The 25,541-nt window shown below is 38.0% G+C and carries 21 protein-coding genes and 2 tRNA genes; 15 read left to right on the forward strand and 8 right to left on the reverse strand.

Annotated elements, in window-relative coordinates; all coding sequences use genetic code 11:
• Window positions 1-2: 2 nt before the first annotated feature.
• The 3 genes from C3K47_RS03580 to C3K47_RS03590 all read right to left on the reverse strand — a co-directional run bounded on the left by C3K47_RS03580 (window position 3) and on the right by C3K47_RS03590 (window position 2,401).
• The gene (locus C3K47_RS03580; RefSeq protein ID WP_103787744.1) at window positions 3-899 is read right to left on the reverse strand and encodes a flavin reductase family protein; all 897 of its coding nucleotides are present in this window, start codon (window positions 897-899) and stop codon (window positions 3-5) included.
• Between the two features lie 36 nt (window positions 900-935).
• Window positions 936-1,322 (reverse strand): GxxExxY protein, encoded by a 387-nt coding sequence (locus tag C3K47_RS03585; RefSeq protein ID WP_103787745.1) that lies wholly within the window; start codon window positions 1,320-1,322, stop codon window positions 936-938.
• 80 nt (window positions 1,323-1,402) lie between these two features.
• Complete coding sequence (locus C3K47_RS03590) at window positions 1,403-2,401, reverse strand: fumarylacetoacetate hydrolase family protein (RefSeq protein WP_103787746.1); 999 nt, start codon at window positions 2,399-2,401, stop codon at window positions 1,403-1,405.
• A 309-nt stretch (window positions 2,402-2,710) separates the two neighbouring features.
• Here C3K47_RS03590 and C3K47_RS03595 point away from each other — a divergent pair, with 309 nt between their 5' ends.
• Both C3K47_RS03595 and hppD read left to right on the forward strand, forming a co-directional pair.
• Entirely contained in the window at window positions 2,711-3,877 is a 1,167-nt protein-coding gene (locus C3K47_RS03595; protein WP_103787747.1) for a homogentisate 1,2-dioxygenase, read from the forward strand.
• Window positions 3,878-4,069: 192 nt separating this feature from the next.
• Window positions 4,070-5,221, forward strand: a complete 1,152-nt coding sequence (gene hppD / locus C3K47_RS03600; protein ID WP_103787748.1) for a 4-hydroxyphenylpyruvate dioxygenase — start codon at window positions 4,070-4,072, stop codon at window positions 5,219-5,221.
• 127 nt (window positions 5,222-5,348) lie between these two features.
• Here hppD and C3K47_RS03605 read toward each other — a convergent pair whose 3' ends face one another.
• On the reverse strand, window positions 5,349-6,269 hold the full coding sequence (locus tag C3K47_RS03605) for a hypothetical protein (protein WP_103787749.1): 921 nt from the start codon (window positions 6,267-6,269) through the stop codon (window positions 5,349-5,351).
• A 437-nt stretch (window positions 6,270-6,706) separates the two neighbouring features.
• Between C3K47_RS03605 and C3K47_RS03610 the strand changes: the two genes are divergently transcribed.
• The 3 genes from C3K47_RS03610 (at window position 6,707) to C3K47_RS03620 (ending at window position 10,221) form a co-directional block, all read left to right on the forward strand.
• A complete protein-coding gene (locus tag C3K47_RS03610) occupies window positions 6,707-7,351 on the forward strand; it encodes a trimeric intracellular cation channel family protein (RefSeq protein WP_103787750.1) in 645 nt (214 codons plus the stop codon).
• A gap of 186 nt (window positions 7,352-7,537) precedes the next feature.
• Window positions 7,538-8,221 (forward strand): GntR family transcriptional regulator, encoded by a 684-nt coding sequence (locus tag C3K47_RS03615; protein WP_103787751.1) that lies wholly within the window; start codon window positions 7,538-7,540, stop codon window positions 8,219-8,221.
• 236 nt (window positions 8,222-8,457) lie between these two features.
• The gene (locus tag C3K47_RS03620) at window positions 8,458-10,221 is read left to right on the forward strand and encodes a BamA/TamA family outer membrane protein (RefSeq protein ID WP_165784620.1); all 1,764 of its coding nucleotides are present in this window, start codon (window positions 8,458-8,460) and stop codon (window positions 10,219-10,221) included.
• A gap of 1 nt (window position 10,222) precedes the next feature.
• Here C3K47_RS03620 and C3K47_RS03625 read toward each other — a convergent pair whose 3' ends face one another.
• Window positions 10,223-12,487, reverse strand: coding sequence for a patatin-like phospholipase family protein (locus tag C3K47_RS03625; protein WP_103787753.1), 2,265 nt, complete (start codon window positions 12,485-12,487; stop codon window positions 10,223-10,225).
• A gap of 270 nt (window positions 12,488-12,757) precedes the next feature.
• Here C3K47_RS03625 and purN point away from each other — a divergent pair, with 270 nt between their 5' ends.
• From purN to rodA, 7 genes are all read left to right on the forward strand, one after another.
• Window positions 12,758-13,384 (forward strand): phosphoribosylglycinamide formyltransferase, encoded by a 627-nt coding sequence (gene purN, locus C3K47_RS03630; protein ID WP_103787754.1) that lies wholly within the window; start codon window positions 12,758-12,760, stop codon window positions 13,382-13,384.
• A 63-nt stretch (window positions 13,385-13,447) separates the two neighbouring features.
• Window positions 13,448-14,974 (forward strand): bifunctional phosphoribosylaminoimidazolecarboxamide formyltransferase/IMP cyclohydrolase, encoded by a 1,527-nt coding sequence (gene purH, locus C3K47_RS03635; RefSeq protein WP_103787755.1) that lies wholly within the window; start codon window positions 13,448-13,450, stop codon window positions 14,972-14,974.
• 97 nt (window positions 14,975-15,071) lie between these two features.
• Complete coding sequence (locus tag C3K47_RS03640) at window positions 15,072-16,094, forward strand: rod shape-determining protein (protein ID WP_103787756.1); 1,023 nt, start codon at window positions 15,072-15,074, stop codon at window positions 16,092-16,094.
• A 103-nt stretch (window positions 16,095-16,197) separates the two neighbouring features.
• Window positions 16,198-17,040 carry a rod shape-determining protein MreC gene (gene mreC, locus C3K47_RS03645; protein ID WP_103787757.1) on the forward strand — a complete coding sequence of 281 codons (843 nt, stop codon included), beginning with the start codon at window positions 16,198-16,200 and terminating at the stop codon, window positions 17,038-17,040.
• Complete coding sequence (locus tag C3K47_RS03650; RefSeq protein WP_103787758.1) at window positions 17,033-17,542, forward strand: rod shape-determining protein MreD; 510 nt, start codon at window positions 17,033-17,035, stop codon at window positions 17,540-17,542. Before mreC ends, C3K47_RS03650 begins: the two co-directional genes overlap by 8 nt.
• Window positions 17,542-19,515, forward strand: a complete 1,974-nt coding sequence (gene mrdA / locus C3K47_RS03655) for a penicillin-binding protein 2 (protein WP_103787759.1) — start codon at window positions 17,542-17,544, stop codon at window positions 19,513-19,515. Before C3K47_RS03650 ends, mrdA begins: the two co-directional genes overlap by 1 nt.
• Before the next feature lie 15 nt (window positions 19,516-19,530).
• Window positions 19,531-20,799 carry a rod shape-determining protein RodA gene (gene rodA, locus C3K47_RS03660; RefSeq protein ID WP_103787760.1) on the forward strand — a complete coding sequence of 423 codons (1,269 nt, stop codon included), beginning with the start codon at window positions 19,531-19,533 and terminating at the stop codon, window positions 20,797-20,799.
• Here rodA and C3K47_RS03665 read toward each other — a convergent pair.
• On the reverse strand, window positions 20,789-21,622 hold the full coding sequence (locus C3K47_RS03665; RefSeq protein ID WP_103787761.1) for a hypothetical protein: 834 nt from the start codon (window positions 21,620-21,622) through the stop codon (window positions 20,789-20,791). The genes rodA and C3K47_RS03665 overlap by 11 nt on opposite strands.
• A gap of 186 nt (window positions 21,623-21,808) precedes the next feature.
• Here C3K47_RS03665 and C3K47_RS03670 point away from each other — a divergent pair, with 186 nt between their 5' ends.
• Window positions 21,809-22,384, forward strand: coding sequence for a thymidine kinase (locus C3K47_RS03670; protein WP_103787762.1), 576 nt, complete (start codon window positions 21,809-21,811; stop codon window positions 22,382-22,384).
• 380 nt (window positions 22,385-22,764) lie between these two features.
• Here C3K47_RS03670 and C3K47_RS03680 read toward each other — a convergent pair.
• Both C3K47_RS03680 and C3K47_RS03685 read right to left on the reverse strand, forming a co-directional pair.
• Window positions 22,765-22,837, reverse strand: a tRNA-Phe gene (locus C3K47_RS03680).
• Between the two features lie 22 nt (window positions 22,838-22,859).
• Window positions 22,860-22,932, reverse strand: a tRNA-Phe gene (locus C3K47_RS03685).
• Between the two features lie 338 nt (window positions 22,933-23,270).
• On the opposite strand from C3K47_RS03685, the gene C3K47_RS03690 reads away from it, so the two are divergent.
• A complete protein-coding gene (locus tag C3K47_RS03690) occupies window positions 23,271-24,566 on the forward strand; it encodes a 4Fe-4S dicluster domain-containing protein (protein WP_103787764.1) in 1,296 nt (431 codons plus the stop codon).
• Between the two features lie 68 nt (window positions 24,567-24,634).
• Window positions 24,635-25,429 carry a (Fe-S)-binding protein gene (locus tag C3K47_RS03695; RefSeq protein ID WP_103787765.1) on the forward strand — a complete coding sequence of 265 codons (795 nt, stop codon included), beginning with the start codon at window positions 24,635-24,637 and terminating at the stop codon, window positions 25,427-25,429.
• Window positions 25,430-25,541: the final 112 nt, after the last annotated feature.

Raw genomic sequence — 25,541 nt, forward strand, 5'->3', positions numbered from 1 at the left:
TGTTAATTTATCGACAAAAGCACTTTCCAGGCATCTGCGACTTTTCCTTGTTCGAGAAGCTCTTTCGCTTTATTGTGAAGGTGTATTTCGAGGGTGTTTTTGTCGCCAATAAATGAGTCGAATATTTCTTTTATTTCAGGCTGAAGTCTTGTCAATTCAACTTCTTCATCGGATGGCAAATGCTCAACATTGCCCAACTGGCCCAGGTTGTTACCGGTAAGCACGTGGCTGTTTCGTATTGCTGAAGGAATTTTGTCAACACCAATTCCAAGGGTGGTTAATGGCTTGGCCACCTGAAACAATGATTCAGGTGTAACACGGCAATACCAGTCGCCACCCAATCGTGCTACGTGATCTACCTTACGTTGGTCAATACCCGAACCATCTTCCTTCATTATTTGTTCGCTGATATGCATTCTCAGCACTTCGGCTAACACCAGGTTTCCGGCACCACCTTCTGTTCCTAATGGAATAACTTCCCTAACCACACATTCCAACTGTACAGGCGATTCAGCTACACGCATGGGTTTCACCAAATCTGATTTTAACATCGTAAAACCAGCTTTTTCAAATTCATTTACACCTTTAGCGTATTCGGTACTGGCCAATGAGGTTTGTTGAACCATATCATACGAAACGATATTAATAACTACTTCAGACACCTGTTGTACGTTTTCTAAAGTGTGCTTGGTTGAATTATCCCGAACCCTACGTGCCGGCGAAAACACACACATAGGAGGATTGGAACTGAATAAGTTAAAAAAACTAAAAGGACTTAAATTATGGTTACCATCCTTATCAACTGTAGCCGCAAAACATATAGGACGTGGAGCAATAGCATGTTGAAGATAGTTCTGTACTTCGGCAGGTTTAAGTGATTTTATATCGAGGGAAATCATGATTCATATTAACCGCAGAGCCGCAAAGCCACGGAGTTAAAAATTATTTACAAATCGTTTTATTCCATTTTTCATTAATGGAACATTAAAGTTTATTAAGAAACCGAGTTTTTTGTTTGCCAAACGCAAATAAGAAATCAATTGGGCCTCATATACAGGATGATGATTTTCGGAAGACTTTAATTCTAAAATTATTTCATCCTCAACCAGAATATCAATGCAAAAAACTTTTCCCACATCATATCCTTTATAGAAGAGCGGCAAAGTAACTTGAGATCGTGCCTTTATTTTTCTAATCTCAAATTCTTTCAAAAGTGCAAACTCATATACAGATTCAAGTAAACCTGGCCCAATTTCTTTATGAACGCTAATACAAGCATCCATAATTTGCCCGGAGAGCAGATAATATTGTTCTTTATTCATACATAGGTAGCTTTGCGGCACTGTGCCTTTGCGGTTAAAGAATGGACAACAATTCCGCAATTCCACCTAAGATAAATCTTTTATTTTTTCTTCAATCCTAAAATCGAAAAATCAGTTTCAACAGCTTTAATGGTGTTACTTAAAATTCCTAAGCCGGTAATTTCCATTTCAACCACGTCGCCGTCATTTAGCCACTGTTCTTTGTAATCAGGGTTATTAAGCTTGCCAGTGCCGTTAAGTTCCAGAAAACATCCTGTACCCACAGTTCCTGAACCAATTACATCACCCGGCAAAATATCAGCACCGTAAGCGCAACGCTCAATAATTTCGGCAAAAGTCCAATCCATATCAGCAACATTACCTTGTGAAACCTGAACGCCATTCACCCAGCATTTCATATCAAGATTATAATTGGCACCAACATGTCCGGTTTTTGCAGGAACTTTAAATTTCTCAAGTTCATCTGGTGTTACCAACCATGGACCAATAACGGTTGAAAAATCCTTTCCTTTAGCAGGACCAAGGTTCAACAGCATTTCTTCCATTTGCAGTGTGCGGGCGCTCATATCATTCATGATCATAAAGCCGGCAATGTATTCATCGGCTTCAGCAGCCTTAATGTTACGGCCTTTTTTACCAATTACTACTGCTACCTCCAATTCAAAATCAAGCTTTTGAAAATGATCAGGCATGCATTCTATTTCACCCGAACCTTGCACTGCATTGTGGTTTGTAAAGTAGAAGATCGGATATTGATCAAACTCAGGAATCATCGGAACTCCTCGGTTACGACGCGCTGCCGCTACATGTTGACGAAAAGCATAACCGTCTCTGCAAGAGGTTGGATGCGGAACCGGAGGCAAAAGTTCAAAGAAAATTTCTTCTCTAACTTCAAGTTTACCCGCCTTAATATCTGCATCTATTTGCTTTGCACGCTCCATCAGCTCCTCACCACCTTGTAAAAAGGCAGTCATTTCATCAGGAATAGCTTTATTTAGTGAATGGAGATTGAAAATATGACCATTGATGTAAACACCTAAGTGTTCACGGTCCTCGGTTTTATAACTAACTAACTTCATTGAGTAGGTTTTTTAAGGTGGTCAAAACTATAAATTTTTAGGCGAAACGAGGATGTACTTTTTAATGAGAATAATTTCTATCTTAGCCAACTTCAATATAAAGAGAAAATGATTTTAAACGCAATTAAACATAAACTTTCGGACAGTAGCTGTACAACGGCATTGTTTCGCAAGGGGCTGCTTGCTAAAATCGTTTTCGCCCAATATTCCTTTTAAGTATTCCCCTTATTTCTTTGTAAATTTAGATTGGTATTAATATACCAACAATCAATAACCAATTTATTTAACCCCGTTAAATTTTAATTTCGTATGCCTATATATCATAGTTTGGGCACAATTCCGGCAAAACGCCATACGATTTTTCGTAAACCTGATGGTAAATTATATGCCGAAGAATTAGTTTCCACCGAAGGGTTTTCAAACTTGTATTCGCTGGTATATCATTGCCATCCACCCACAATAGTTAAAGCTACAGAAGAGCCATATTCGGTAGAACCTAAAATTGCACGCAAAAAGCATTTGCGCCATACCAGTTTAAAAGGCTTTAAAATTAAGCCAGAAGATGACTATATGAAAAGTCGTAAACCGGTATTGGTAAATGACGACCTGCATATTTCACTGGCAGCACCACGCAAGTCAATGACTGATTATTTTTATAAGAACAGTCAGGCCGATGAGATGATTTTTATCCATGTAGGCTCAGGTGTTTTGAAAACAGGTTATGGCAACTTACCTTTTGAGTATGGCGATTATTTGGTCATCCCAAGAGGAACCATTTATCAGCTGCATTTTAATGACGAAAATAATCGTTTATTCATAGTTGAGTCGTTCAGTCCTATTCGTACTCCTAAACGATACAGAAACGAATTCGGACAATTACTGGAACACTCTCCTTTTTGTGAACGCGATATTCGCCGCCCTCAGGATTTAGAAACCTTTGATCAATACGGCGATTTTAAAGTATTGATTAAGAAACAAGGATTGATCTATCCATATGTATACGGCACCCATCCTTTCGATTTTATTGGCTGGGATGGCTACCATTACCCATTTGCCTTTTCTATTCACAATTTTGAACCGATAACAGGTCGCGTTCACCAACCACCTCCAGTGCATCAAACTTTTGAAGCACACAATTTTGTGGTTTGCTCATTCTGCCCTCGTAAGTACGATTACCATCCGGAAGCAATTCCTGCCCCTTATAATCACAGCAATGTTGATTCTGATGAGGTGCTGTATTATGTAGATGGTGATTTTATGAGCCGCAAGAGTGTGGAAAAAGGACAAATTACACTTCACCCGGGAGGAATTCCACACGGACCTCATCCGGGAACCGTTGAAAAGAGCATTGGACAAGAGTACACTCAAGAACTCGCTGTAATGGTTGACCCTTTCCGTCCGCTAATGATCACGGAAGAAGCGATCGAAATTGAAGATCCCGATTATTTTAAATCGTGGCAAGAAGATATTAACTAGTTTTTAATACGAGTTACGAATTTCGGGTTATGAGTTTTGAAACCCTGAATCCGTAACTCGAAATAAATAATAAACATATGCATTTATTAGCCGTTTTAAGTGAGCATTTAGCTATGTGGTAACCTGCCCTGCACAATGTGAAAAACATGCATAGGGCAATCCATTAACTATATCAACTTAAAAATTAAAATTATGGCAACCGCTGAAGCAATAAACAAATTAAAAGAATTACACAAAGACCATAACCCATCGGCTGATTTTTTACCATTATTAGGTACCGATCACGTTGAGTTTTATGTAGGAAACGCGAAACAAGCAGCATACTTTTACCAGGTAGCTTTTGGTTACAAACTGGTAGCTTATGCAGGTCCTGAAACAGGTATCCGCGACAGAGCTTCTTACGTTTTACAGCAAGAGAAAATTCGTTTGGTGTTAACTACCTCATTCGATCCGAACAGTTATATTTCTGAACACGTTCGTGTACATGGCGATGGCGTTAAAGTTTTGGCTTTATGGGTTGATGACGCAGAAAAGTCATTCCAAGAAACAGTAAAACGTGGTGCAGAGCCTGAATTTGAAACAAAAACCATTACTGACGAGTTTGGTGAGGTAAAAATGTCGGCTATTAAAACCTATGGTGAAACAATTCATACGTTTGTAGAACGTAAAAACTACAACGGTGCATTTTTACCAGGTTTCGTTGCTGTTAAAAATCCTCCTGTTCAATCAACTCCAGTTGGCTTGAAATACATTGACCATTGCGTTGGAAATGTGGGATGGGGTGAAATGAATAAATGGGTTAACTTCTACGAAGAAGTGTTAGGATTTAAGTTATTGATCACTTTTGATGACCACGATATTTCAACAGAGTACACGTCGTTAATGTCGAAAGTAGTTTCTAACGGTTCAGGCTTTGTAAAATTCCCTATCAATGAACCGGCTGAAGGAAAGAAAAAATCGCAGATTGAAGAATATATCGATTATTATCAAGGTGCGGGTGTTCAACACTTAGCTTTAGCAACTGATGACATTATTCATACAGTAACAGAACTTCGTAGCCGTGGCATTGAGTTTTTAGTTGTTCCTGATTCTTATTACGATAGCCTATTTGAGCGTGTTGGTAAAATCGATGAGGATATTCAGGCGATCAAGAATCTAAATATTTTGGTTGACCGTGATGAGGAAGGTTACCTGTTACAAATCTTTACTAAACCTGTTGAAGATCGTCCAACTGTATTTTACGAGATCATTCAACGTAAGGGTGCTACCTCATTCGGAAAAGGAAACTTCAAAGCTTTATTTGAAGCTATTGAATTGGAACAAGGCCGTCGTGGCAACCTGTAATTTTGTACCTTTTATAATTCTTTAAATACCAGGGGCCGGTTTATCCGGCCTTTGTTGTTTTAACAAAAAAAGCGGACCTTGCTCAAGAAGTCCGCCCATTAATCGCTATGAAAACTCTAACACTGAATTATCTTTGAACCAAAACAGCCTGCTGGATATTTTTATCGAGGACTATCTCTTTGTTTATACCATCACGTGTTTTATAAATATGCTCGCCATCTGAAAATAAAAACCATTGATCATAAAAGCTAAACCAGGTAAAGGTTTTATCCAGCACATTGTTGAACATAATATTTTTCACCCCATGGATTTTGTCGTAAACAAATATGCTTCCTCCTATCTTTCCCTTTTCATGCTTGAAGTACAGCATCTTATTACTATCCATCCAAACCAGCGAATTATACTTTTCAGGTGAGCCGAAATACTCATCATTACGCTTTTGCCCCTTATCAATAATATTCAACCTCTTGGCAATTACATCAAAAGTACATAGACGGAATTCACACAATGATTGATCATCATAATTAAACGTGTGAATAAATGACAGTGTGTTGCCATCGTCTGATACACTGAGGTTGGTGAAATTCAAACCATCGGGAATTGGCACTGTTTCCTTCTTACCGTTTGCAATACTGATCCTATACACTTTTTGTCCAGCTGCATAACGGCTACCATTATTAGCATTCAACTTTTCGTTAAGCGAAACAACATAAACGTATCGGTCGCTCACCACCATCTCAGAAATATTATAGATTTTATCTTCAAGTAAAGAACTTTGCTGTCGGTCGAAATCGTACTTGTAAACGGCAGCTCCATTGGTCCAGTAAATATCACCTGTTGGAGATGATGCCCATTTGGTTAAGGTGGGGTAGGCTGTGTCCTTGATGAAATCCATAGGACAATTGCTGCGTTGAACAGCTCCTAAACTATACTTACCGAATACTTCTACGTTGCCGGAATTACCAGTATAGTTTTCTTTGAACAGAATTCTTTGACCATACACTGACTGTTGTATGATCAATAGCATTAAAATTAGATAACGTTTCATGGTCCCTCGATTAGAAAGCATAAATTAAATTAGTTGCTTATCAACGATTAGGGCTGTAGATTGATTGATTGATTATTTATAGATGTAAATTTTTTCCCAAAAATTTAAATTACAACCCATATCTGTAGAATTAAATCCACAAACTATGCCTTGTATATTAAGGAGATAATTGCAAATTATTTAATTGATGTTTAAACACTGATAAAAACGCAGTAACAAACAGATAATGAATGATTTAAACACACTGATCAACATACATGTTTTAATAATAAGAAAAAGAAACTAATGGTTTTATTATTAAAGTATATGTATATAATTATAGTCACCTGTATAATAATCCTAGCAAAAAGTATATGATATAAAGATGATAATGCGTATTATGTTCCGCTTGAATGAAATAATAAACTTGTAAATTCAATTAACCATCCTCATATATTATGGACGAAATACAGCTTCATGGACATTACCAGCTACCTATTGTATTTGACTTACTAGCGACCTTTTTATTCGCTTTTTCAGGATCAGTTAAAGCAATTGAGAAAGAATATGATTTCATAGGGGTTTTTATTTTAGCCTTGGTTACAAGTACCGGAGGTTCATTTATCCGTGATATTTTACTTCAACATGGCCCTCCAGCCATATTACTGGATTATCGATACATTTTAATGGTGCTGATAGCCGGAACAGCCGGTATCTATTTTTATAACCTTAACCATAAAATGGAATCCACCATTAAAATTGTTGATGCTATTTCATTAGGTATGTATGCTGTTTTTGGAACCCAAAAAGCCATTGCCCTGGAGTTAGGCGTTTTTGCGGCCTTTATCATCGGTTTTATTAACGCTGTTGGAGGAGGGTTGATCAGGGATCTGCTTACAAAAGAAGAATCAGTATTATTTAAACCCGGACACTTTTATTCCGTAACTTCTGTTGTAGCCATTGTAACCTTTTTAGTTTTAGGAGCAGGCTTTGATTTAAATGCCCAAATAGCAGCATTGGTTGCCATAGGAGTTTCTTTCCTTTTACGTTTTTCGGCTTTAAGATTTAACTGGACAACTAAAGCAATTAAGAAACGAATGTAAAAAAACGATTACACTTCCATTTTAAGGTATTTTCCCTGTTTGCTTAACCCTTTTTTATTGATATTATTAATTAACTTTCCTTTATTACATCGCTATTGAAAATTAAAATACATAAGCGTTGGGGTCATTTAATACTTTTTTCACATCAATCGATATTGTAAATCAATAGCCCTTTTATAGCAGGAAATGAAAGAGCGAACAAAAAAAATTACGGCAAAAACACTTTCAATGAAGGTTGCCGACAAAATAAGGAATGAAATAATTTTTGGTAATTATAAAGAAGGAGAAAGAATAATAGAACAAAACCTTTCCGAAGAGTTTGGCGTTAGCAGAATTCCTATCAGAGAGGCCATTCGATTACTTGAATCAGAAGGCTTTCTTGAAATATCACCCTATAAAGGATCTATTGTAAGGGAAATCACACCGCAATCTTTCAACGAAACTCAAATTATGCGTATAAGCATTGTGCCTACATTATTGCAACATGCTTTACCTAATTATACCGCTACAACTATTAAACAGGCGGAAGAACTAATTTACAAAACGGAGCAAAATCTATCGAGTACTACCTTTATGCATTTCATCGTAAAAATGCAGGATCTTATGTACGGGCCGTGTAAAATGCCCTACTTTTTACACATTGCTGAGGTAGTTTTGAAACGTCATTTGATGGTTTTGAATATCTATTTTAACTCCTTTAAAGAAAATGATTTTAGTTTTGATGGATACCGAACCTTTTTTGAAATATGCAAGAACAAGCAGCACGATGAAGCGATTGCATATTGGACCGAAACCATTAAAGTTCAGTATCAATTGATTAATGAAGCGTTTATCAAATGGTATGAAGCAAAGAGCAACGTTGCCTTTTAATTGGTTATACTTTACAAGTAAAATTTTGCAAGTTGATTCATGCCCGGGCATAATTTCTGTAAAATAACAACGTATTAGCTATATTGTAACTTATACGAGAGATTACGCTTTATATGGGATGCCGATTTGCCTTACATTTTTTACCGTTTAAAAAGTCATCCAATCTCGTCTTTTTAATTGCATTCTGTGTAATTACGGGTTTGTCATTTAATTCATCAGCTAAATCTTTCCATGATTTGGCTGATACCTCAAAAAAACGCGTCATCAGTATAGACTCCATATGGAGAAAGTCTTACATCGATTCGTTAACAAAGCGTTTTTTAACAAGAAATAGAAGACCGGAATCTGACTTACAACTGCAAAGTATAAAGGAGTATGTAAAGTATGAAGGCAAGGTGATCAAATCAATAGAATTGGTTCAAACCAATATATTCAACTTCTCACCACCTGTTCATCCCGATGAACGTCCATCATTAAAGCAGCGACTGAGCGAGGTGCATACCCAAACCAAACAATCTGTCATCCATCGATCGCTATTCTTCAAAGAAAATGAAAGAATAAGCTCCTATACATTAGCCGATAATGCCCGCTATTTGAGGAGCTTACCTTTTTTACACGATGCACGAATATTTATATCTCCATGTGGCACTAACAGTGATTCGGTTGAGGTAACTGTACTAACGCAAGACGTATTTGCGCCGGGTATTGCTATCTATCCCATATCAGGCTTATCGGGTGTAAAAACTAACTTATACCATACCAATATCAATGGTCAGGGACAGGCCATTGATGCAGCAATAGAAGCAAACAGCGACAGAAGCCCAGTGGTAGGTACAGCCCTCGCCTATACCAAATACAATTTAATGGGAACATTTACCGATGCTTCTGTCGGTTATTCACAACTAAATACGCAGGGCACAATTGACACAGGTGTTTATGAGAGTTCGTTTTTTATTAAACTGAACCGCCCATTATACTCATCGAGCAGCCGTGTTGCAGCAGGAATGGCCTTCAAATACAATAAGTCACTTAATGTTTACAGCCAACCCGATTCCGTTTTTCGTAATTATCAGTACCGTCTTTTTGATACGTGGCTGGCCTATGCCTTCAACTTTAAAAGATTTAATAAAAGAGGTGAATATAACAGAAGCCGAAGGGCCATTTCTTTCAGGTATTATAATCAGGAATTTTTAGAACGCCCAACACAAATTCAGTTTAATGACGACCCGAATTACAACAATGGACAATTTAGTTTGGGACAATTCATTGCTTTTCAACAGGAGATCTATAACACCCGTTATCTTTTTGGCTTTGGAAGAACCGAAGATATTTCAACCGGTTATTATGCAACATTGGCCATCGGAAGTGACCACCGCTTGAACAAAAACCGAATTTATACCGGCGCGGAATATGAACGACAAAAAGCTCTTGGCAAAGGTTTTTCATTGGCATATATCGGCTTGGGGGGCTTTATTGACCATGGCATAGAAGATATTGTATTAAACGTAAGAGGCTCTTTTTACAGTCGCTTAATGATCTATAAAAAAATGCGTTTCAGGCATTTAATAGAACTGGGCTATATAAACTGTTTTAATCCGGTATTGTATAAACCTGTAAACATTAATGATGGCTTTGGTCTCACGGCCTTTGAAAATAACACGCTAAACGGGTATCAGCGTTTTAATCTAAAGAGCGAATTGGCGCTTTACAGTTTATTCGAAATTCTTGGATTCAGATTCAACTCTTTTACATCGATTGAACTCTCTCAACTCGGCGATACCGATGATTTCATCTTCGGAAAACATTTATATGCTGGCGTTGGCGCTGGATTTAGAATCAGAAATGAAAGCCTTGTATTTAACACCTTGAAACTGGGCGGATATTATTACCCATGGGCGCCGGCTACCAGTCAAAAATTTGCATTTCAAATCAAAACCGTTATCGATCTTCGCTTTAATGTAAGCCCAATTAAAGCTCCTTCATTTGTAACTTATCGATAAGTTAAAAATGAAATCCTAAATCCACATATGCACTTACTCCTCCTTTCTGATCACAACGCATTATGGTTAACTCCAATGGTCCAAAAGCTGTTTTCACGCCAAGCCCTATTCCATATCCCGAAATCCAATCTCCCTGAGTCAAATCATCTAAAAATGTTCCATTGAAGTTATAATAGCCGGCGTTAAACTTTCCCGTTAAAAATATATTTCGATAACATTCATACCGATAACCAACCAATCCGGTTGCAATACTGGAAGTAGTTACATTTGCCTCACGCAATCCTATGAATGGGACCTGATTTCTAAGAAAATCTGTGGCTCCCCCTACAACAAACTGATTCAAAAAAGATTGTTGCTGATCGAAATTAACTCCCGCCTGGGCGTGCCAGATTAAAGTAGAACGCTTATTTAATGACCTGAAATAAGAAAGTTTAAACTCTCCACGTAAATAAGGATTGAAAGTAATACCAAGTGAATCAAGGTTGGTGATAGGATCACCATTTGAATCAAAAAAATCAATACTGGGATTCTGACCAAAAATTAATCCCAGTCCAGTAAACAAACTTATTCCACTTGTTGGAAACTGCTTACGGTCGAGTGAATTCATGTCATAAAAGAAATAAGTATTCCAATTATAGTTCCACCCCGACGATTCGCTTATACTGGTAAACTTGGGCTTTAACCGTGTTATTTCATAACTGGCTCCTAAACCTACACCAACTGATCGGTTAATGGCGTATTGCAAACGAGCGTCAATGGTTCCAAAACTGTATCGGTATAAGGAGGTCTGTTCAAAATCAACATACAGCGGAAGATCATAATTGATATTTTTCAGGCTAAAATTGAATCCCCAGTTTCTGCTTTCTCCCAAATATTTAAAATACTCCGCCCTTATCTTTGGGTCCTTACCAATATTAAGTGTTAATAAAGAACGAGAGTTTTTAACCGGAAAGTTACGCGAAGTAATATTGACAATGGCGGCAATGTCGCTAAAGCTATTATAGTGTAAAGCCATTTTAACAGCCGTTTGAGGGCTTTCTTTAGCATACAAGGTCATTTGTGTTTTATCACCATCGTACCTTTCAAATTCATAGGTAATACTTTGATAATTTCGTGTTCCAAAAACACGCCTTACCGCATCGGCAATTTGCTCACCATTATAATATCGGCCCGGCTTAAGGTCCATCTTACCTATCACAAAACTGGAAGAGGTCACCTTTAATCCATTTACAACAATGCGGTCGATCTTTACCTTATAGTTTAATGGAATGGTATCGCGTTTAGTTTTTACAGGAGGATATAAGCGATTAAGTGAATCAGCAAATTGTTTAAGCACCGGAAAATATTTAACGGCGGCCATTTCACCACGCTGCATAATTGAATCAGCATCATTAAACGATCCCGCACCGTACCCTTCAATGTCAGGCTCTATAAATAAATTACATTCTTTCACCTGTTTTAAAAAATCTTCAGCCTCACGATATGATCCTACCTGATACAAAACATCTAAAGCCGAGTTTAACTTATCTTTCGACTGTAATCCTTGCCCAACATTTACTCCAATTACGTAATCGGCACCCATTTCTTTCACATTCTGCACCGGAAAATTTCTCACCACCCCGCCATCAATCAAATTCATCCCATTGTACTCAACCGTAGTAAAAACACTCGGTATTGCCATACTTGCTCTAACTGCATTAATAATATTGCCTTTATCGATTACTACCATTTTTCCGGTGGCAACGTCAGTAGCTATACATTTAAATGGAATTTTGAGTTTAGAAAAATCCCTGACATCATTAACCGGCAGAAAAAGTTTTGCGAAGGTTAACCATAGTTCCTGTGCTTCTAATACACCGGTTCTTATTTTCACTTTCCCCTTAACCAAGGGCAATTCAATGGCGTAGCGATCGAACTCCGATTTTTCTTCATAAACAATACTGCGTAAATCTGGTTGATTGGTAAGTAGTCGATCCCAGGAGGTTGACTTAGCAATGATTTCAATTTCGTTTCCGGTATAACCTGCCGCATATAATCCCCCCATAATTGCACCCATGCTGGTCCCGGTGATATAATCGATTTTTAACCCTGCACTGTCAATGGCTTTTAGCACTCCAATATGAGCCAAACCCTTAGCTCCTCCTCCACTTAAAACCAAACCAATTTTGGGGCGTTGCTGAGGAAAACTTTTAAATGCATATAAAACGATGCAAAAAATCAGAGTTAACCTTTTGATTAAGATGCTAAACTTTATTGATCGGAGCATTTACGTAGAAAATAGTAGTGTAACTGAATAGAGCTGTAAAACGCACCAAAACTTATTTCTCAACTCAAATTAACCAACAATTAAAATAATTGTTTTATGAAAAAGTTACCAAAAAGAATTTAATATATCTGTCATTTGGGTTTTAAATTGAAATTAGTTTTACCCAAACCTTACTCTTGAAAATCAAAAGATTTGATTTTATAACGCTGTCAAAAAATAATAAAAACTATTTTCTCAAAAAGAAGATTTGAGCTAACTGTTTTTATCAAAATGTGTATTATTACGGTTAAATTTTTTAAAAAAATACAAGTAAAACCAAACGTGAAGAGAATTGCCATATTTGCCTCAGGATCAGGATCAAACGCACAGAAAATAATTGAACATTTTCAAAAAAACAAAGACGTGGAAGTGTCAATAGTTTTGGCTAATCGTCCGGATGCTTATGTTTTGCAAAGAGCTGACAATTTTGAAATTCCAACTCATGTTTTCGACAGGGACGAATTTTACCATTCCGACGAGGTAGTAAAACTGTTGCAAAGCTTAAACATCGACCTTATTGTACTGGCTGGTTTTTTATGGCTGATCCCGGAAAACCTCATTAAAGCCTTTCCTACTAAAATCATCAATATCCACCCGGCATTATTACCCAAATTTGGTGGCAAAGGAATGTATGGAAACCGTGTTCATAAAGCAGTATTAGAAGCCGCTGAACAGGAATCGGGTATCACTATCCACTACGTTAACGAACATTTTGATGAAGGCGAAATTATTCACCAATCCAAGTATAAAATTGAACAGGGAGATGATGTGGATATGATTGCTTATAAAGGACAACAGCTCGAACATCTGCACTATCCGAAAGTAATTGAAAACCTCTTGAAAAAAATGTCGAAATAATTAGAAAACAGCGAATTAAAGCAGATTATTTTTTCTAATTTTGCGCCTTGATTTTTTTGAAAGATGAACCACCCTGTAAAAGTTAAAAACGCCTTAATTTCAGTTTATTACAAAGACAATCTTGAACCAATCATCAAAGAACTTGATCGATTGGGAGTAACTATTTTTTCAACCGGAGGAACCGAAACTTTTATTCGTGACCTTGGTGTAGATGTTACACCGGTTGAAGACATGACCAGTTATCCTTCAATTTTAGGGGGCCGTGTAAAAACATTACACCCTAAAATTTTCGGTGGTATTTTGGCTCGCAGAGAAAATGACTCTGATAACCAACAAATGACAGAATTTACCATCCCTGAAATTGACCTTGTAATAGTTGATCTTTATCCATTTGAAGAAACGCTTGCAGCTGGTGCCACTCAGCAGGAAATAATTGAAAAAATTGACATTGGCGGCATTTCGTTGATTCGTGCAGCCGCTAAAAATCATAAAGACGTAATTATCGTAGCTTCTAAAAACGACTATGGCTATGTTGAACAAATTTTAAGAGAGCAAGACGGGGTTTCTACCATTGAACAACGTAAAGAACTTGCCAAACGCGCGTTCAACATCTCATCGCACTACGATACTGCAATTTTTAACTGGTTTAACAACGACGAACCATTACATCTTTTTAAACAAAGCATTCAAACTTCATCAGTTTTACGTTACGGAGAAAACCCTCATCAACAAGGTGTTTTCTACGGCGACTTAAATGCTATGTTCGACAAATTGAATGGAAAAGAACTTTCATACAACAATTTAGTGGATGTAGATGCGGCAGTTCAGCTAATTGAAGAGTTTACTGAGCCTACATTTGCTATTTTAAAACATAACAATGCTTGTGGAGTTGCTACACGCCCGGTATTAAAAGATGCCTGGGACGCAGCTTTAGCTTGTGACCCTATTTCGGCATTTGGCGGTGTTTTAATCACCAACCAACCTGTTGATGCTGCCACTGCAACGGAAATTAATAAGTTATTCTTTGAAGTATTAATTGCACCTGCATATAACGAAGATGCATTAAGCATTTTAACAGAAAAGAAAAACCGTATTATTTTACGCCAAAAACCGGTTGCGCTTTCTTCTAAACAATTTAAAACTTTATTAAACGGCGTTATTGAGCAAGACAAAGACCTTTCAATGGAAGGACCTGCTCAAATGCAAACCGTTACCACCAAAGCTCCTACTGAAGCTGAATTAAAAGATCTTCACTTTGCCAACAAACTGGTAAAACATACCAAATCAAACACCATCATTTTGGTAAAAGATGACGTTTTATTGGCGAGCGGTGTTGGACAAACTTCGCGAGTAGATGCTTTAAAACAAGCCATCTTAAAAGCAGAAACCTTTGGATTTGATCTGAAAGGCGCTGTAATGGCTTCTGATGCATTTTTCCCATTCCCTGATTGTGTTGAAATTGCTGATAAGGCAGGTATTACAGCCGTAGTACAACCTGGAGGTTCAATTAAAGACAAAGATTCTATTGAATATTGCAATAATAATAATGTTGCAATGGTCTTTACGGGAGTGCGTCACTTTAAACATTAATTTCTATATTTAACAGCGACTTATTGTAAAATTTACGCTTGTTAAAAAAACAACTAAGTAAGTAAGAATTAATAATTATAACCGAGCAACAAACCGAATGGGACTGTTTAACTTTTTTACCCAGGAAATCGCAATTGATTTAGGTACAGCCAACACCCTGATCATCCATAATGATAAAGTAGTAGTAGATGAGCCTTCTATCGTGGCCCTTGACCGTAAAACCGGCAAGATGATCGCCATTGGTCGCCAGGCAATGCAAATGGATGGTAAAACCCACGAAAACATTAAAACTGTAAGGCCTTTAAAAGACGGAGTTATCGCCGACTTTGATGCGGCTGAGCATATGATCCGTGGTTTTATTAAAATGATCAATGGTGGAAAGGGATGGTTATTCCCTTCACTGCGTATGGTTATTTGTATTCCTTCGGGTATTACGGAAGTTGAAAAACGTGCCGTTCGCGACTCGGCTGAAATTGCTGGTGCTAAAGAAGTTTACTTGATCCACGAGCCAATGGCTGCTGCAATCGGTATTGGTATCGATGTAGAAGAGCCAATGGGTAACATGATCATTGATATAGGTGGTGGTACTACTGAAATTGCAGTTATTGCATTAGGCGGTATCGTATGTGACCAATCTATTCGTGTTGCGGGTGATAACTTCGATTCTGACATTGTAAACTATATGCGTCGTCAGCATAATATTTTAATTGGTGACCGTACTGCTGAAAAGATTAAAATTGAAGTAGGTTCGGCTTTAGCTGAGTTGCAAGAACCACCTGCAGATTTTGCTGTTCAAGGACGCGACCTGATGACGGGTGTTCCAAAGCAGATCATGGTTTCATACACCGAAATTGCTCATTGTTTAGATAAATCTATTTCTAAAATCGAAGAGGCTATTTTAAAAGCATTGGAGATCACTCCTCCTGAGCTTTCTGCAGATATTTTCCAAACAGGTATTTATTTGACAGGCGGAGGTGCTTTACTTCGTGGTTTAGATAAACGTATTGCTGCAAAAACTAAACTTCCGGTTCATGTTGCTGAAGATCCACTTCGTGCAGTTGTTCGCGGAACTGGTATTGCACTTAAAAACATTGAGAACTTCAGATTTTTAATGCCATAATCATTTTTCAATGAAAGAATAAGAGAATGATAGAATGAGTGAATTTATTACACTTTAATTCTATCATTCTTTCATTTAGTCATTCACACATTAAACTTAACCAATGCGTAACCTTTGGCTATTCATTCTACGATTTCGCGCATTTTTCTTATTCGTTATTTTTGAGGTTACTGCACTTGTCTTGCTCATCAGAAATAACGATTACCAGAAAACAACATTCCTCAATTCCTCAAATCAATTTATTGGCAATCTTTACGAAACCTCCAACGACATAAAAAGTTATGTATTGCTGGGTCGTGTAAACGATAGTTTAGTAGCTGAAAACGCCAAACTTCGGAATATGCTTCCTAATGTGTTTTACATTGATTCTATCAAGAAGAAAACAGTGATCGACACATTGAAACAGGATTCAATGAAAATCCAGCAGTATTCGTATATCGAGGCCAAAGTGGTGAACAACACAATAAACTTTAGAAAAAACTACCTAACCATTAATCGGGGAAGCGACCATGGCCTTAAACCTGGAATGGGTGTAATTTGCGGCCAGGGTGTGGTAGGTATTGTTAAAGATGTGTCGGAACACTTCAGCACTGTGATGTCATTATTGCATAAAGACATGAGCATCAGCTCTAAGCTTTCATTAAGCAATGCGATTGGCTCGGTTATTTGGGAAGGGACCAACCCTCACTACGGAACCTTAAAAGAAATCCCGAACCATGTTCCGGTTAAAAGGAATGAACTGGTGGTAACCACAGGGTACTCTCTGTTTCCAGAAGGAGTTGCTTTAGGTAAAGTAATTAATTCGCCAAAACAAACCGGTGAGAGCTTGTTGAACATAGAAATCCAATTTGCCACAGATTTTCAACGTTTACAGTACGTTTACGTTGTACAAGATAAATTCATTCAAGAAAAGCAGAAACTCGAAGCCAACCTGAGCCATGATTAGATTAATTACTGCTAACGTATTCCGATTTATTTTCCTGGTATTATTTCAGGTATTCTTTCTCCCCAATTTATCGTTATATAACATTGCTGTACCTTACATATATGTAATGTTCATCATCTTATTGCCAGTTAATCTTGATAATTTCTGGATATTTCTATTATCTTTTCTGATTGGACTTTCAATTGATGCTTTTTCCAACACTATTGGCCTGCATACCGCAGCGTGTGTATTAATGGCTTTCTGCCGTATAGGTATTTTGGCAATCATGATTCCTAAAGGAGGGGAGTTTTTCCCTGAACCCACGATCCGCAACTACGGATTTCGTTGGTTTTTTACTTATAGTGCAATTTTAGTGGTAATACACCATGTTTTTCTGCTCAATATTGAATATTTTCGAATAAGCGAATTTCTAATGGCTACCTATAAGGCTATTATAAGTTCCGCTTATACTTTAACGTTAATTATTATCAGTCAATATTTATTCGGTAGCAGAAAGCGCTAATGAACAGTTTTTTTCAGCGGAAGTTTATCATCCAGGCCATTTTTATTTCAGCTATTTTTTTACTTGTAGCAAGGCTTTTTTATATACAGATTATTGACGACCGATATCTCGATTTTGCCAATAACAATGTTTTAAGAAGATTAGTGGTCTATCCTCCTCGAGGAGTGATATATGATCGTAAGAATGTACTATTGGTACAAAATGAGCCTGTTTATGACCTTATGGCGGTTCCCAAAAGTATAAAACCTTTCGACACCGCTTTATTTTGTCAACTAATTGAAGTAGAAGAAGATAAGTTTGTTGAAAAACTTCAAAAAGTAAGAGAATATTCTCGTGTTAAAGCCTCTTTAATTGAAAAGCAATTATCAGCAGAAACGTATGCCCGTTTACAGGAACACCTTTTCCAGTTTCCTGGCTTTTTCGTACAAAACCGTACCCTCAGAAAATATCCCTCTCCAATAGCAGCTCACGTATTAGGCTACATTGGTGAGGTGAACGATAAACTTATCGAGCTATCAAAAGGGGATTATCGTCAGGGTGATTATATTGGCATCAGCGGGATTGAGCGCTCATATGAGAAGCTACTGCGTGGCCAAAGAGGTATTAAGCGTGTAATGGTTGACGTTTTTAACCGTGAACAAGGTAGTTTTGATGAAGGAAAATTTGATACAGCCGCTGTTCCTGGTGATAAAATGATCACGTCCCTTGATGCCAAGTTGCAACAATATGGCGAAGCTTTAATGCAAAACAAGGTTGGCAGTATTGTAGCGATTGAACCTTCCACCGGCGAAATATTAGCTTTTGTAAGTGCACCCAACTATGACCCAAACCTACTGGTAGGTCGTATTAGAGGCAACAATTACATGAAGCTTTTGAAAGATCCATTAAAGCCATTGTTTATTCGTCCAATTCAGGCGCAGTATCCTCCAGGTTCAGTATTTAAGCCAATCCAGGCTTTAATAGGCCAACAAATGGGATTGATCACTCCTGATCAGCGCTTTCCTTGTGGAGGTGGTTACCGAATTGGGTCGAGACTGGTAAAGTGCGAACACAATCACTCACCGCAAAACATGGTCGAGTCAATTCAAAACTCTTGTAACGCTTATTATTGCTGGGCATTTAAAACAATGATTGATAATCATCCGGGAATGACAGTAGACCAAGCATATACAGCATGGAGAGATGCAATTGAAAAGTTTGGAATTGGCGTTAAACTCGATATTGACTTACCAAATGAATTAAAAGGTTTATTACCAACCCATAAATACTACGATAAAATATACGGTGCCAATCATTGGAAATCATCAACAGTAATTTCACTGTCCATCGGCCAGGGTGAGTTAGGTATTACCCCTTTGCAGATGGCCAATGTAATGGCTGGTATCGCTAATCGCGGTTATTTTTATCGTCCGCATTTGGTTAAGGCCATTGGAAGCAATAAGCTTATTCGTCCGGAGTATGCTAAAAAAAATTCATTAGGCATCGATTCCAAATATTTCCCACCGGTTATTGATGGTATGGAACGTGTAATACTAGCCGGTACAGCCACCTATGCCCGTATCCCCGATATTCCAATTTGCGGAAAGACGGGTACTGCACAGAATCCTCATGGCAAAAACCACTCTGTTTTCATGGGTTTTGCACCTAAGGATAATCCTAAAATCGCCATTGCTGTTTTTGTTGAGAACGCCGGTTATGGTGCTACCTGGGCAGCTCCTATAGCCAGCTTAATGATCGAAAAATACATCCGGGATTCTATAACTCGCCCTAAAGCATATGAAGATCGTATTTTAAATGCCAGCCTTTTACCAGGTGACCAATTTAACGCGAGTGGAAATATTAAAAAGAAGGACGAAAAGAAAGCGGAGACCAGCGATAAAAAAGAAGAGAAAAAACCGGTAAAACAGGTAAAGCCTACATCGGTAACTCAAAAACCCAGAGAAGAAAAAAAGGAAACTACGCAAAAAAGATAGAACAGAAAACGAGCAATGAACCAAAGCCAGCAAACAAGCCCCTTTTACAATGTTGATTGGATGACGATCATCATTTATTTCTGTCTAGTTTTAATCGGATGGGCAAATATCTACGCTGCTGTTTACGATGCGGATCATTCGAGTATTTTCGATATGAGCAGAAATTATGGCAAACAACTGCTCTGGATCTCGAGCTCCGTTCTTATGATTATCATCATTCTACTGATAGACTCGAAATTCTTCAACTTTTCGGCATATGTCTTCTACGGTATTACCATTATTTTGCTGGTAGCTGTTTTATTTGTGGGCAAATTGGTAGGCGGTAATCGAGCCTGGTTCGAAATTGGGGCTTTCAGGCTTCAACCAGCCGAATTTGCTAAGGTGGCCACTTGTTTAACGTTAGCCCGTTATATGGGCTCCACAAACCTTAAGCTCGCAGATCTGGGTGATCAGCTAAAATGCTTTACGCTCATTTTTGCTCCGGTCGCACTTATCCTTTTGCAACCCGATGCTGGTTCAGCAATGGTGTTTATGTCGTTTTTTATTGTATTGTACCGCGAGGGATTACCACCATTCTACCTTGTTTTCGGCCTTGTATCTGTTATACTTTTTGTACTGTCCTTACTCATTCCACAATCCTACATAATTATAGGTCTTATTTTATTAACCGGCTTTTTATTATGGAGAGACAGAAGAGTTCGTCGTCATTATTTTCTGATCATTGGAAGTGCTATTTTATCAATAGCCCTGGTTACAGGTGTTAATTACGCATTTAATAATATTCTTAAGCCACACCAACGTGACCGTATCGACTTGCTTTTGGGTAAAAAAGTGGATCCGAAGGGAGTGGGCTATAATGTTAACCAATCAAAAATAGCAATAGGCTCAGGCCAATTTTTAGGCAAGGGATATTTAAAAGGAACACAAACTAAATACGATTTCGTTCCGGAGCAAAGTACTGACTTTATTTTTTGCACCATTGGAGAAGAATGGGGTTTTGTTGGCAGCGTTTTGGTGCTGGGTCTTTATACTTTCCTACTGATGCGCATCGTTGTAATTGCAGAACGACAGCGATCGACCTTCTCCCGGATCTATGGCTATGGCGTTGCCACGATTATTTTCTTCCACGTGTTCATCAATGTTGGAATGACCATTGGAATTATGCCGGTTATTGGCATTCCATTACCGTTTATTAGCTATGGAGGTTCATCTCTATGGAGCTTTACCATCTTACTATTTATATTGATAAAGCTCGATACTAATCGAAATGGAATTATTCGTTAAACCGTTGCTTAACAATTGCAGTAAACTGTTCTTTTAACTCCGGTTTAATACCCCATTCATATTTTGAAGCCAACTGTTGTTCGATATAATGGTTGGCTTCGTTGTAATTGGTGCAGGCATTCAAATCTTTTAAGGCCGATTCGAACGATTCTACACTATTATTAAATAGGCCCTTAATAAAAGCGAACTTATCATTGAAACCAATTGCTTTTTTAAGGTCGGTTACAGGCGGTTTAAAAGTGGTGTTTAATTCTACCTTATCTTTGTTTGCCGAAGAAATTGAATCATTTAATGTAGGCACCTTGGTTTGAAACTGTCGATTGATCTCGGCCCAGGCTTCTTCTTCTTTTTTAATCTTTTCGTCTGCCGATAATACCGGCTCTTGCTCAACTTCCACCGTTCTCAAAGGAGCAACTTCAGGTTCCGCAATGGATATTGGCTCCGCTTCGGTTTCTATTTTCTTAAGATCTTCTGCAACCTTTGGCTTTTCCTCTAGTTTGAGTTCTGCTTTTACAGCTTCATCAACAACAGGCTGCTCTTCGTGAAAAGAGTGTTCAACTTTACTTTTATCTTCCTTAATCAATAACTCATCAATAGAGACACTTGGGGTGTGTATCTCTTTAGAAAGACTGGGAACAACTACATTTTCTTTGTCAACGATTTTTTTCAGAATCAGCACATGCTCTTTCAAAAAATTAGCATTTGCTTCAAAAAGTTCGAGATCTACAGGCTGAATACTGGATTGAATATATAAGCTTCGGCATTCGGTTTTTAGCTCATCTAAAATGGAACCTATACGGCTTAAAATGTCTTCACGTGTCATAGTAATCTATTTAAAACAAGAACGAAGGAATCTGTCTATTTGTATCAAAAATAATAATTAGGTTCAGAAAACACACCAGCCATTTTGCTGATCATATGATTAGTAAGTATTTAGCGATTTATCAACAGAAATCATTTTTATTATTATAATACGCATATTCGTGATTTGAAAAACATTAATTGACGGATGACAAACGAGGGAATTGAGCGATCTAGACTATTTCAGCAAGGGAGTATTGAAGTAATTTGCGGGCCTATGTTTTCGGGCAAAACGGAAGAATTATTACGCCGGTTACGCAGGGCACAAATAGCCAAGTTAAAAGTTGAAATTTTCAAACCATCTACCGATACCCGTTACGATCCCACTGCAGTAGTGTCTCATGATTTAAACTCCATACAATCAACTCCTGTTGAAACTTCTTCGTCCATCCTTTTATTAGGTGGTCATACGCAGGTTGTAGGTATTGACGAGGCGCAATTCTTTGATGATGAACTCCCCAATGTTTGTGAAGCATTAGCCAATAAAGGGGTACGTGTAATTGTGGCAGGATTGGATATGGATTTTTCGGGTAAGCCCTTTGGGCCAATTCCTAAATTAATGGCCATTGCTGAATTTATTACCAAAATAACGGCCGTTTGTATGGCTTGCGGAGCTCCAGCTAGCCGCTCCTATCGGTTGATTAAAAGCTCAGAAACGGTGTTACTTGGAGAGAAAGAAAGCTATGAACCACGTTGTAGGATATGCTTTAATTTAGACAAATAATAATTTTACTTATTATAGATAATTCTTAACAAGAAATTAGGTATTGATAATTAATTTTCTCTATTTTTAGGCAAACCAAAACACCAATACCAAATTTTATGTTGCTACTTTCAGACCTCAGTTCTAAAGTTGGCGCTCTTCTCATTAAGATAGGATTTTCTGAAGAAACCTTATCGGCCCTTCAAAAAATTGATTCGCACTTTGCATTCAAGTGGCTATCAATCATCGTAATCCCAACCTTATTTCTAATTGTTTTTTGGCAGAAAAGAAAACTTTATGATTACCAGCGTAGGTATGGCCGAAGGTAATTGATAAAACGCGCGGCAAGCAAACACTAAAAGACATTAAATGAAAAAAGCCCCAAATTGGGGCTTTTTCTGTGGTGATGGCCGGGATCGAACCAGCGACACAAGGATTTTCAGTCCTTTGCTCTACCGACTGAGCTACATCACCTCGCGGTGTAAATAATAATAAGTGGTGATGGCCGGGATCGAACCAGCGACACAAGGATTTTCAGTCCTTTGCTCTACCGACTGAGCTACATCACCTCATTTTATCAGCAAAACCCATTCGATTTTGCTCCTTTTACAAAACCATAATTGGTTTCGTTTTGGGACTGCAAATGTAGTATCTTTTTATACAAATCAAAAGGGTTTTTCTGTTTTTTTGAGACCATTCATTATAAGTACCAGATTATCTGCACAAATAGATTTCGCACATAAATAATTAGCCGTAACAAAAACCTAACTTAGTAATCACGTTAATGAGTTTGCACCAAAAGCAAATCTTCAATTTATAACAATTCTAAGTAGAAAATAGACCGTTTTAAAAATTGGTTTATTTTTTTGAATTATTATTTTAGCGCTACACTCTGATCAAAAACCTTATGCTAGGACAACTATTATTTGTAATCATTTCGGCAATGGCCATTTGGCTGTTCTCGCGGAATGTAAAGAAAATCCGCAGAAACATTTTGCTGGGGAAAGACATTGACCGAATGGATAACCCCTCAGAACGGTGGAAAAACATGGCACTGGTCGCCCTAGGCCAATCGAAAATGATGAAAAGACCCATTGCTGGTTTTTTTCACATTCTAATTTATGTAGGTTTCGTAATCATCAATATTGAAGTACTCGAGATTATCATTGATGGTATTTTCGGCACACACCGTGTACTTTCAATTGCAGGCGGCTTATATGACTTTCTGATTGGTTCATTTGAATTTTTAGCACTGGGAGTTTTAACCGCCTGTATCATTTTCCTGATCCGAAGAAATATTATTCATATAAAACGTTTTTCGGGCACTGAAATGAAAGGCTGGCCGGTTAGCGACGCCAACTATATTTTAATAGCTGAAATTTTGTTAATGACGGCATTTTTAACAATGAATGCTGCAGATTATAAATTACAGACTTTAGGTGCTGAGCATTATATCAAAGCCGGAGCCTTTCCAATAAGTTCTTCATTAGCTTCCATAATGCCTGCCAACGTTATTTCTTTGGAAATGATTGAACGCGCCTGCTGGTGGTTTCATATTGTTGGCATTTTTGCATTCCTCAATTACATTCCTTATTCAAAACATTTCCATATTCTTTTGGCATTCCCAAATACCTGGTATGCAAACCTTAAACAGAAGGGAAAATTCACAAATATGAGTTCGGTTACTAATGAGGTAAAAGCCATGCTTGACCCTAGTTTCAGTCCGCCAGCCGATGCCGCACCGGGACGTTTTGGAGCTAAAGACGTAACGGACCTTACCTGGGTTAATTTGATGAATGCCTATTCTTGCACCGAATGCGGAAGGTGTACTGCCAATTGTCCGGCAAATATTACCGGTAAGCTTTTATCGCCCCGTAAAATTATGATGGACACACGCGACCGCTTGGAAGAAGTTGGAAATAATATCGATAAACATGGGAAAGATTACCAGGACGGAAAGGCCTTATTAGGCGATTATATCACTTCTGAAGAGTTATGGGCCTGTACTACTTGTAATGCCTGTACGGAGGCTTGTCCGGTTAACATTGACCCATTATCAATTATTGTTGAATTACGCAGATACTTGGTTATGGAAGAATCAAATGCACCGGCAAGTATCAATAACATGTTCGGTAACATTGAGAACAACCAGGCACCATGGAAATACTCACCAGCCGACCGCATTAACTGGATTAACAACTAATTTTTGAAGGATAAAAGAATAGGAGAATGAAAGGAACGATTTTCATTCTTTACTCAAAAAGCTAGATCATGAACGAATTACAGATAAAAACAATGGCTGAATTTATGGCTGCCGGAGAAGAGCCTGAATTATTATTTTGGGTAGGCTGCGCCGGTAGCTTTGACGAACGTGCTCAAAAAATAACCAAAGCTGTTGCCACCATATTAAATAATGTTGGGATCAAATTTGCCATTTTAGGAACGGAAGAAAGCTGCACCGGAGATCCTGCCAAACGTGCCGGAAATGAGTTTTTGTTTCAAATGATGGCAATGACCAATATTGAGGTGTTAAACGCTTATAACATAAAGAAAATAGTTACCGCCTGCCCGCATTGCTTTAATACATTGAAAAATGAATACCCGGAACTGGGAGGAAATTACGAGGTTTTACACCATTCGCAACTTTTACAGCAGTTAATTGATGAGGGTAAACTAAAAATTGAAAACGGCGAAACATTTAAAGGCAAAAAGATCACCTATCATGACCCTTGTTATTTAGGGCGTGCCAATGGCGTTTACGAGGCTCCGCGTGCAGTGATCGAGCAATTAGATGCCGAGCTTACTGAAATGAAACGTTGCAAAACAAATGGCCTCTGCTGTGGTGCCGGCGGAGCACAAATGTTTAAGGAACCTGAAAAAGGCAACAAAGACATCAATATTGAACGAACAGAAGAAGCATTGGCCTTAAAGCCGGATGTAATTGCGGTAGGATGTCCTTTCTGTATGACCATGATCAGAGATGGAGTTAAATTGGCTGAAAAAGAAACAGAAGTTCAGGTATTGGATATTGCCGAAATTGCTGCTAAAGCAAACGGCTGGAGTTAATTATATTTCAGTTTATACTATTGAAAAAGCTGCACAGGTTTAACCTTGGCAGCTTTTTCACCTTTTGGTATACACACAAAAAAGGGCCGTTAAAACTAACAGCCCGTAATGT

Source organism: Solitalea longa (assembly GCF_002920915.1).
Taxonomy (GTDB): Bacteria; Bacteroidota; Bacteroidia; order Sphingobacteriales; family Sphingobacteriaceae; genus Solitalea; species Solitalea longa.

Coding starts and splice junctions, on each gene's coding strand:
- C3K47_RS03580 (WP_103787744.1), bottom strand. CDS start 899: ATGATTTCCCTCGATATAAAATCACTTAAACCTGCCGAAGTACAGAAC.
- C3K47_RS03585 (WP_103787745.1), bottom strand. CDS start 1,322: ATGAATAAAGAACAATATTATCTGCTCTCCGGGCAAATTATGGATGCT.
- C3K47_RS03590 (WP_103787746.1), bottom strand. CDS start 2,401: ATGAAGTTAGTTAGTTATAAAACCGAGGACCGTGAACACTTAGGTGTT.
- C3K47_RS03595 (WP_103787747.1), top strand. CDS start 2,711: ATGCCTATATATCATAGTTTGGGCACAATTCCGGCAAAACGCCATACG.
- hppD (WP_103787748.1), top strand. CDS start 4,070: ATGGCAACCGCTGAAGCAATAAACAAATTAAAAGAATTACACAAAGAC.
- C3K47_RS03605 (WP_103787749.1), bottom strand. CDS start 6,269: ATGAAACGTTATCTAATTTTAATGCTATTGATCATACAACAGTCAGTG.
- C3K47_RS03610 (WP_103787750.1), top strand. CDS start 6,707: ATGGACGAAATACAGCTTCATGGACATTACCAGCTACCTATTGTATTT.
- C3K47_RS03615 (WP_103787751.1), top strand. CDS start 7,538: ATGAAAGAGCGAACAAAAAAAATTACGGCAAAAACACTTTCAATGAAG.
- C3K47_RS03625 (WP_103787753.1), bottom strand. CDS start 12,487: ATGCTCCGATCAATAAAGTTTAGCATCTTAATCAAAAGGTTAACTCTG.
- purN (WP_103787754.1), top strand. CDS start 12,758: ATGTGTATTATTACGGTTAAATTTTTTAAAAAAATACAAGTAAAACCA.
- purH (WP_103787755.1), top strand. CDS start 13,448: ATGAACCACCCTGTAAAAGTTAAAAACGCCTTAATTTCAGTTTATTAC.
- C3K47_RS03640 (WP_103787756.1), top strand. CDS start 15,072: ATGGGACTGTTTAACTTTTTTACCCAGGAAATCGCAATTGATTTAGGT.
- mreC (WP_103787757.1), top strand. CDS start 16,198: ATGCGTAACCTTTGGCTATTCATTCTACGATTTCGCGCATTTTTCTTA.
- C3K47_RS03650 (WP_103787758.1), top strand. CDS start 17,033: ATGATTAGATTAATTACTGCTAACGTATTCCGATTTATTTTCCTGGTA.
- mrdA (WP_103787759.1), top strand. CDS start 17,542: ATGAACAGTTTTTTTCAGCGGAAGTTTATCATCCAGGCCATTTTTATT.
- rodA (WP_103787760.1), top strand. CDS start 19,531: ATGAACCAAAGCCAGCAAACAAGCCCCTTTTACAATGTTGATTGGATG.
- C3K47_RS03665 (WP_103787761.1), bottom strand. CDS start 21,622: ATGACACGTGAAGACATTTTAAGCCGTATAGGTTCCATTTTAGATGAG.
- C3K47_RS03670 (WP_103787762.1), top strand. CDS start 21,809: ATGACAAACGAGGGAATTGAGCGATCTAGACTATTTCAGCAAGGGAGT.
- C3K47_RS03690 (WP_103787764.1), top strand. CDS start 23,271: ATGCTAGGACAACTATTATTTGTAATCATTTCGGCAATGGCCATTTGG.
- C3K47_RS03695 (WP_103787765.1), top strand. CDS start 24,635: ATGAACGAATTACAGATAAAAACAATGGCTGAATTTATGGCTGCCGGA.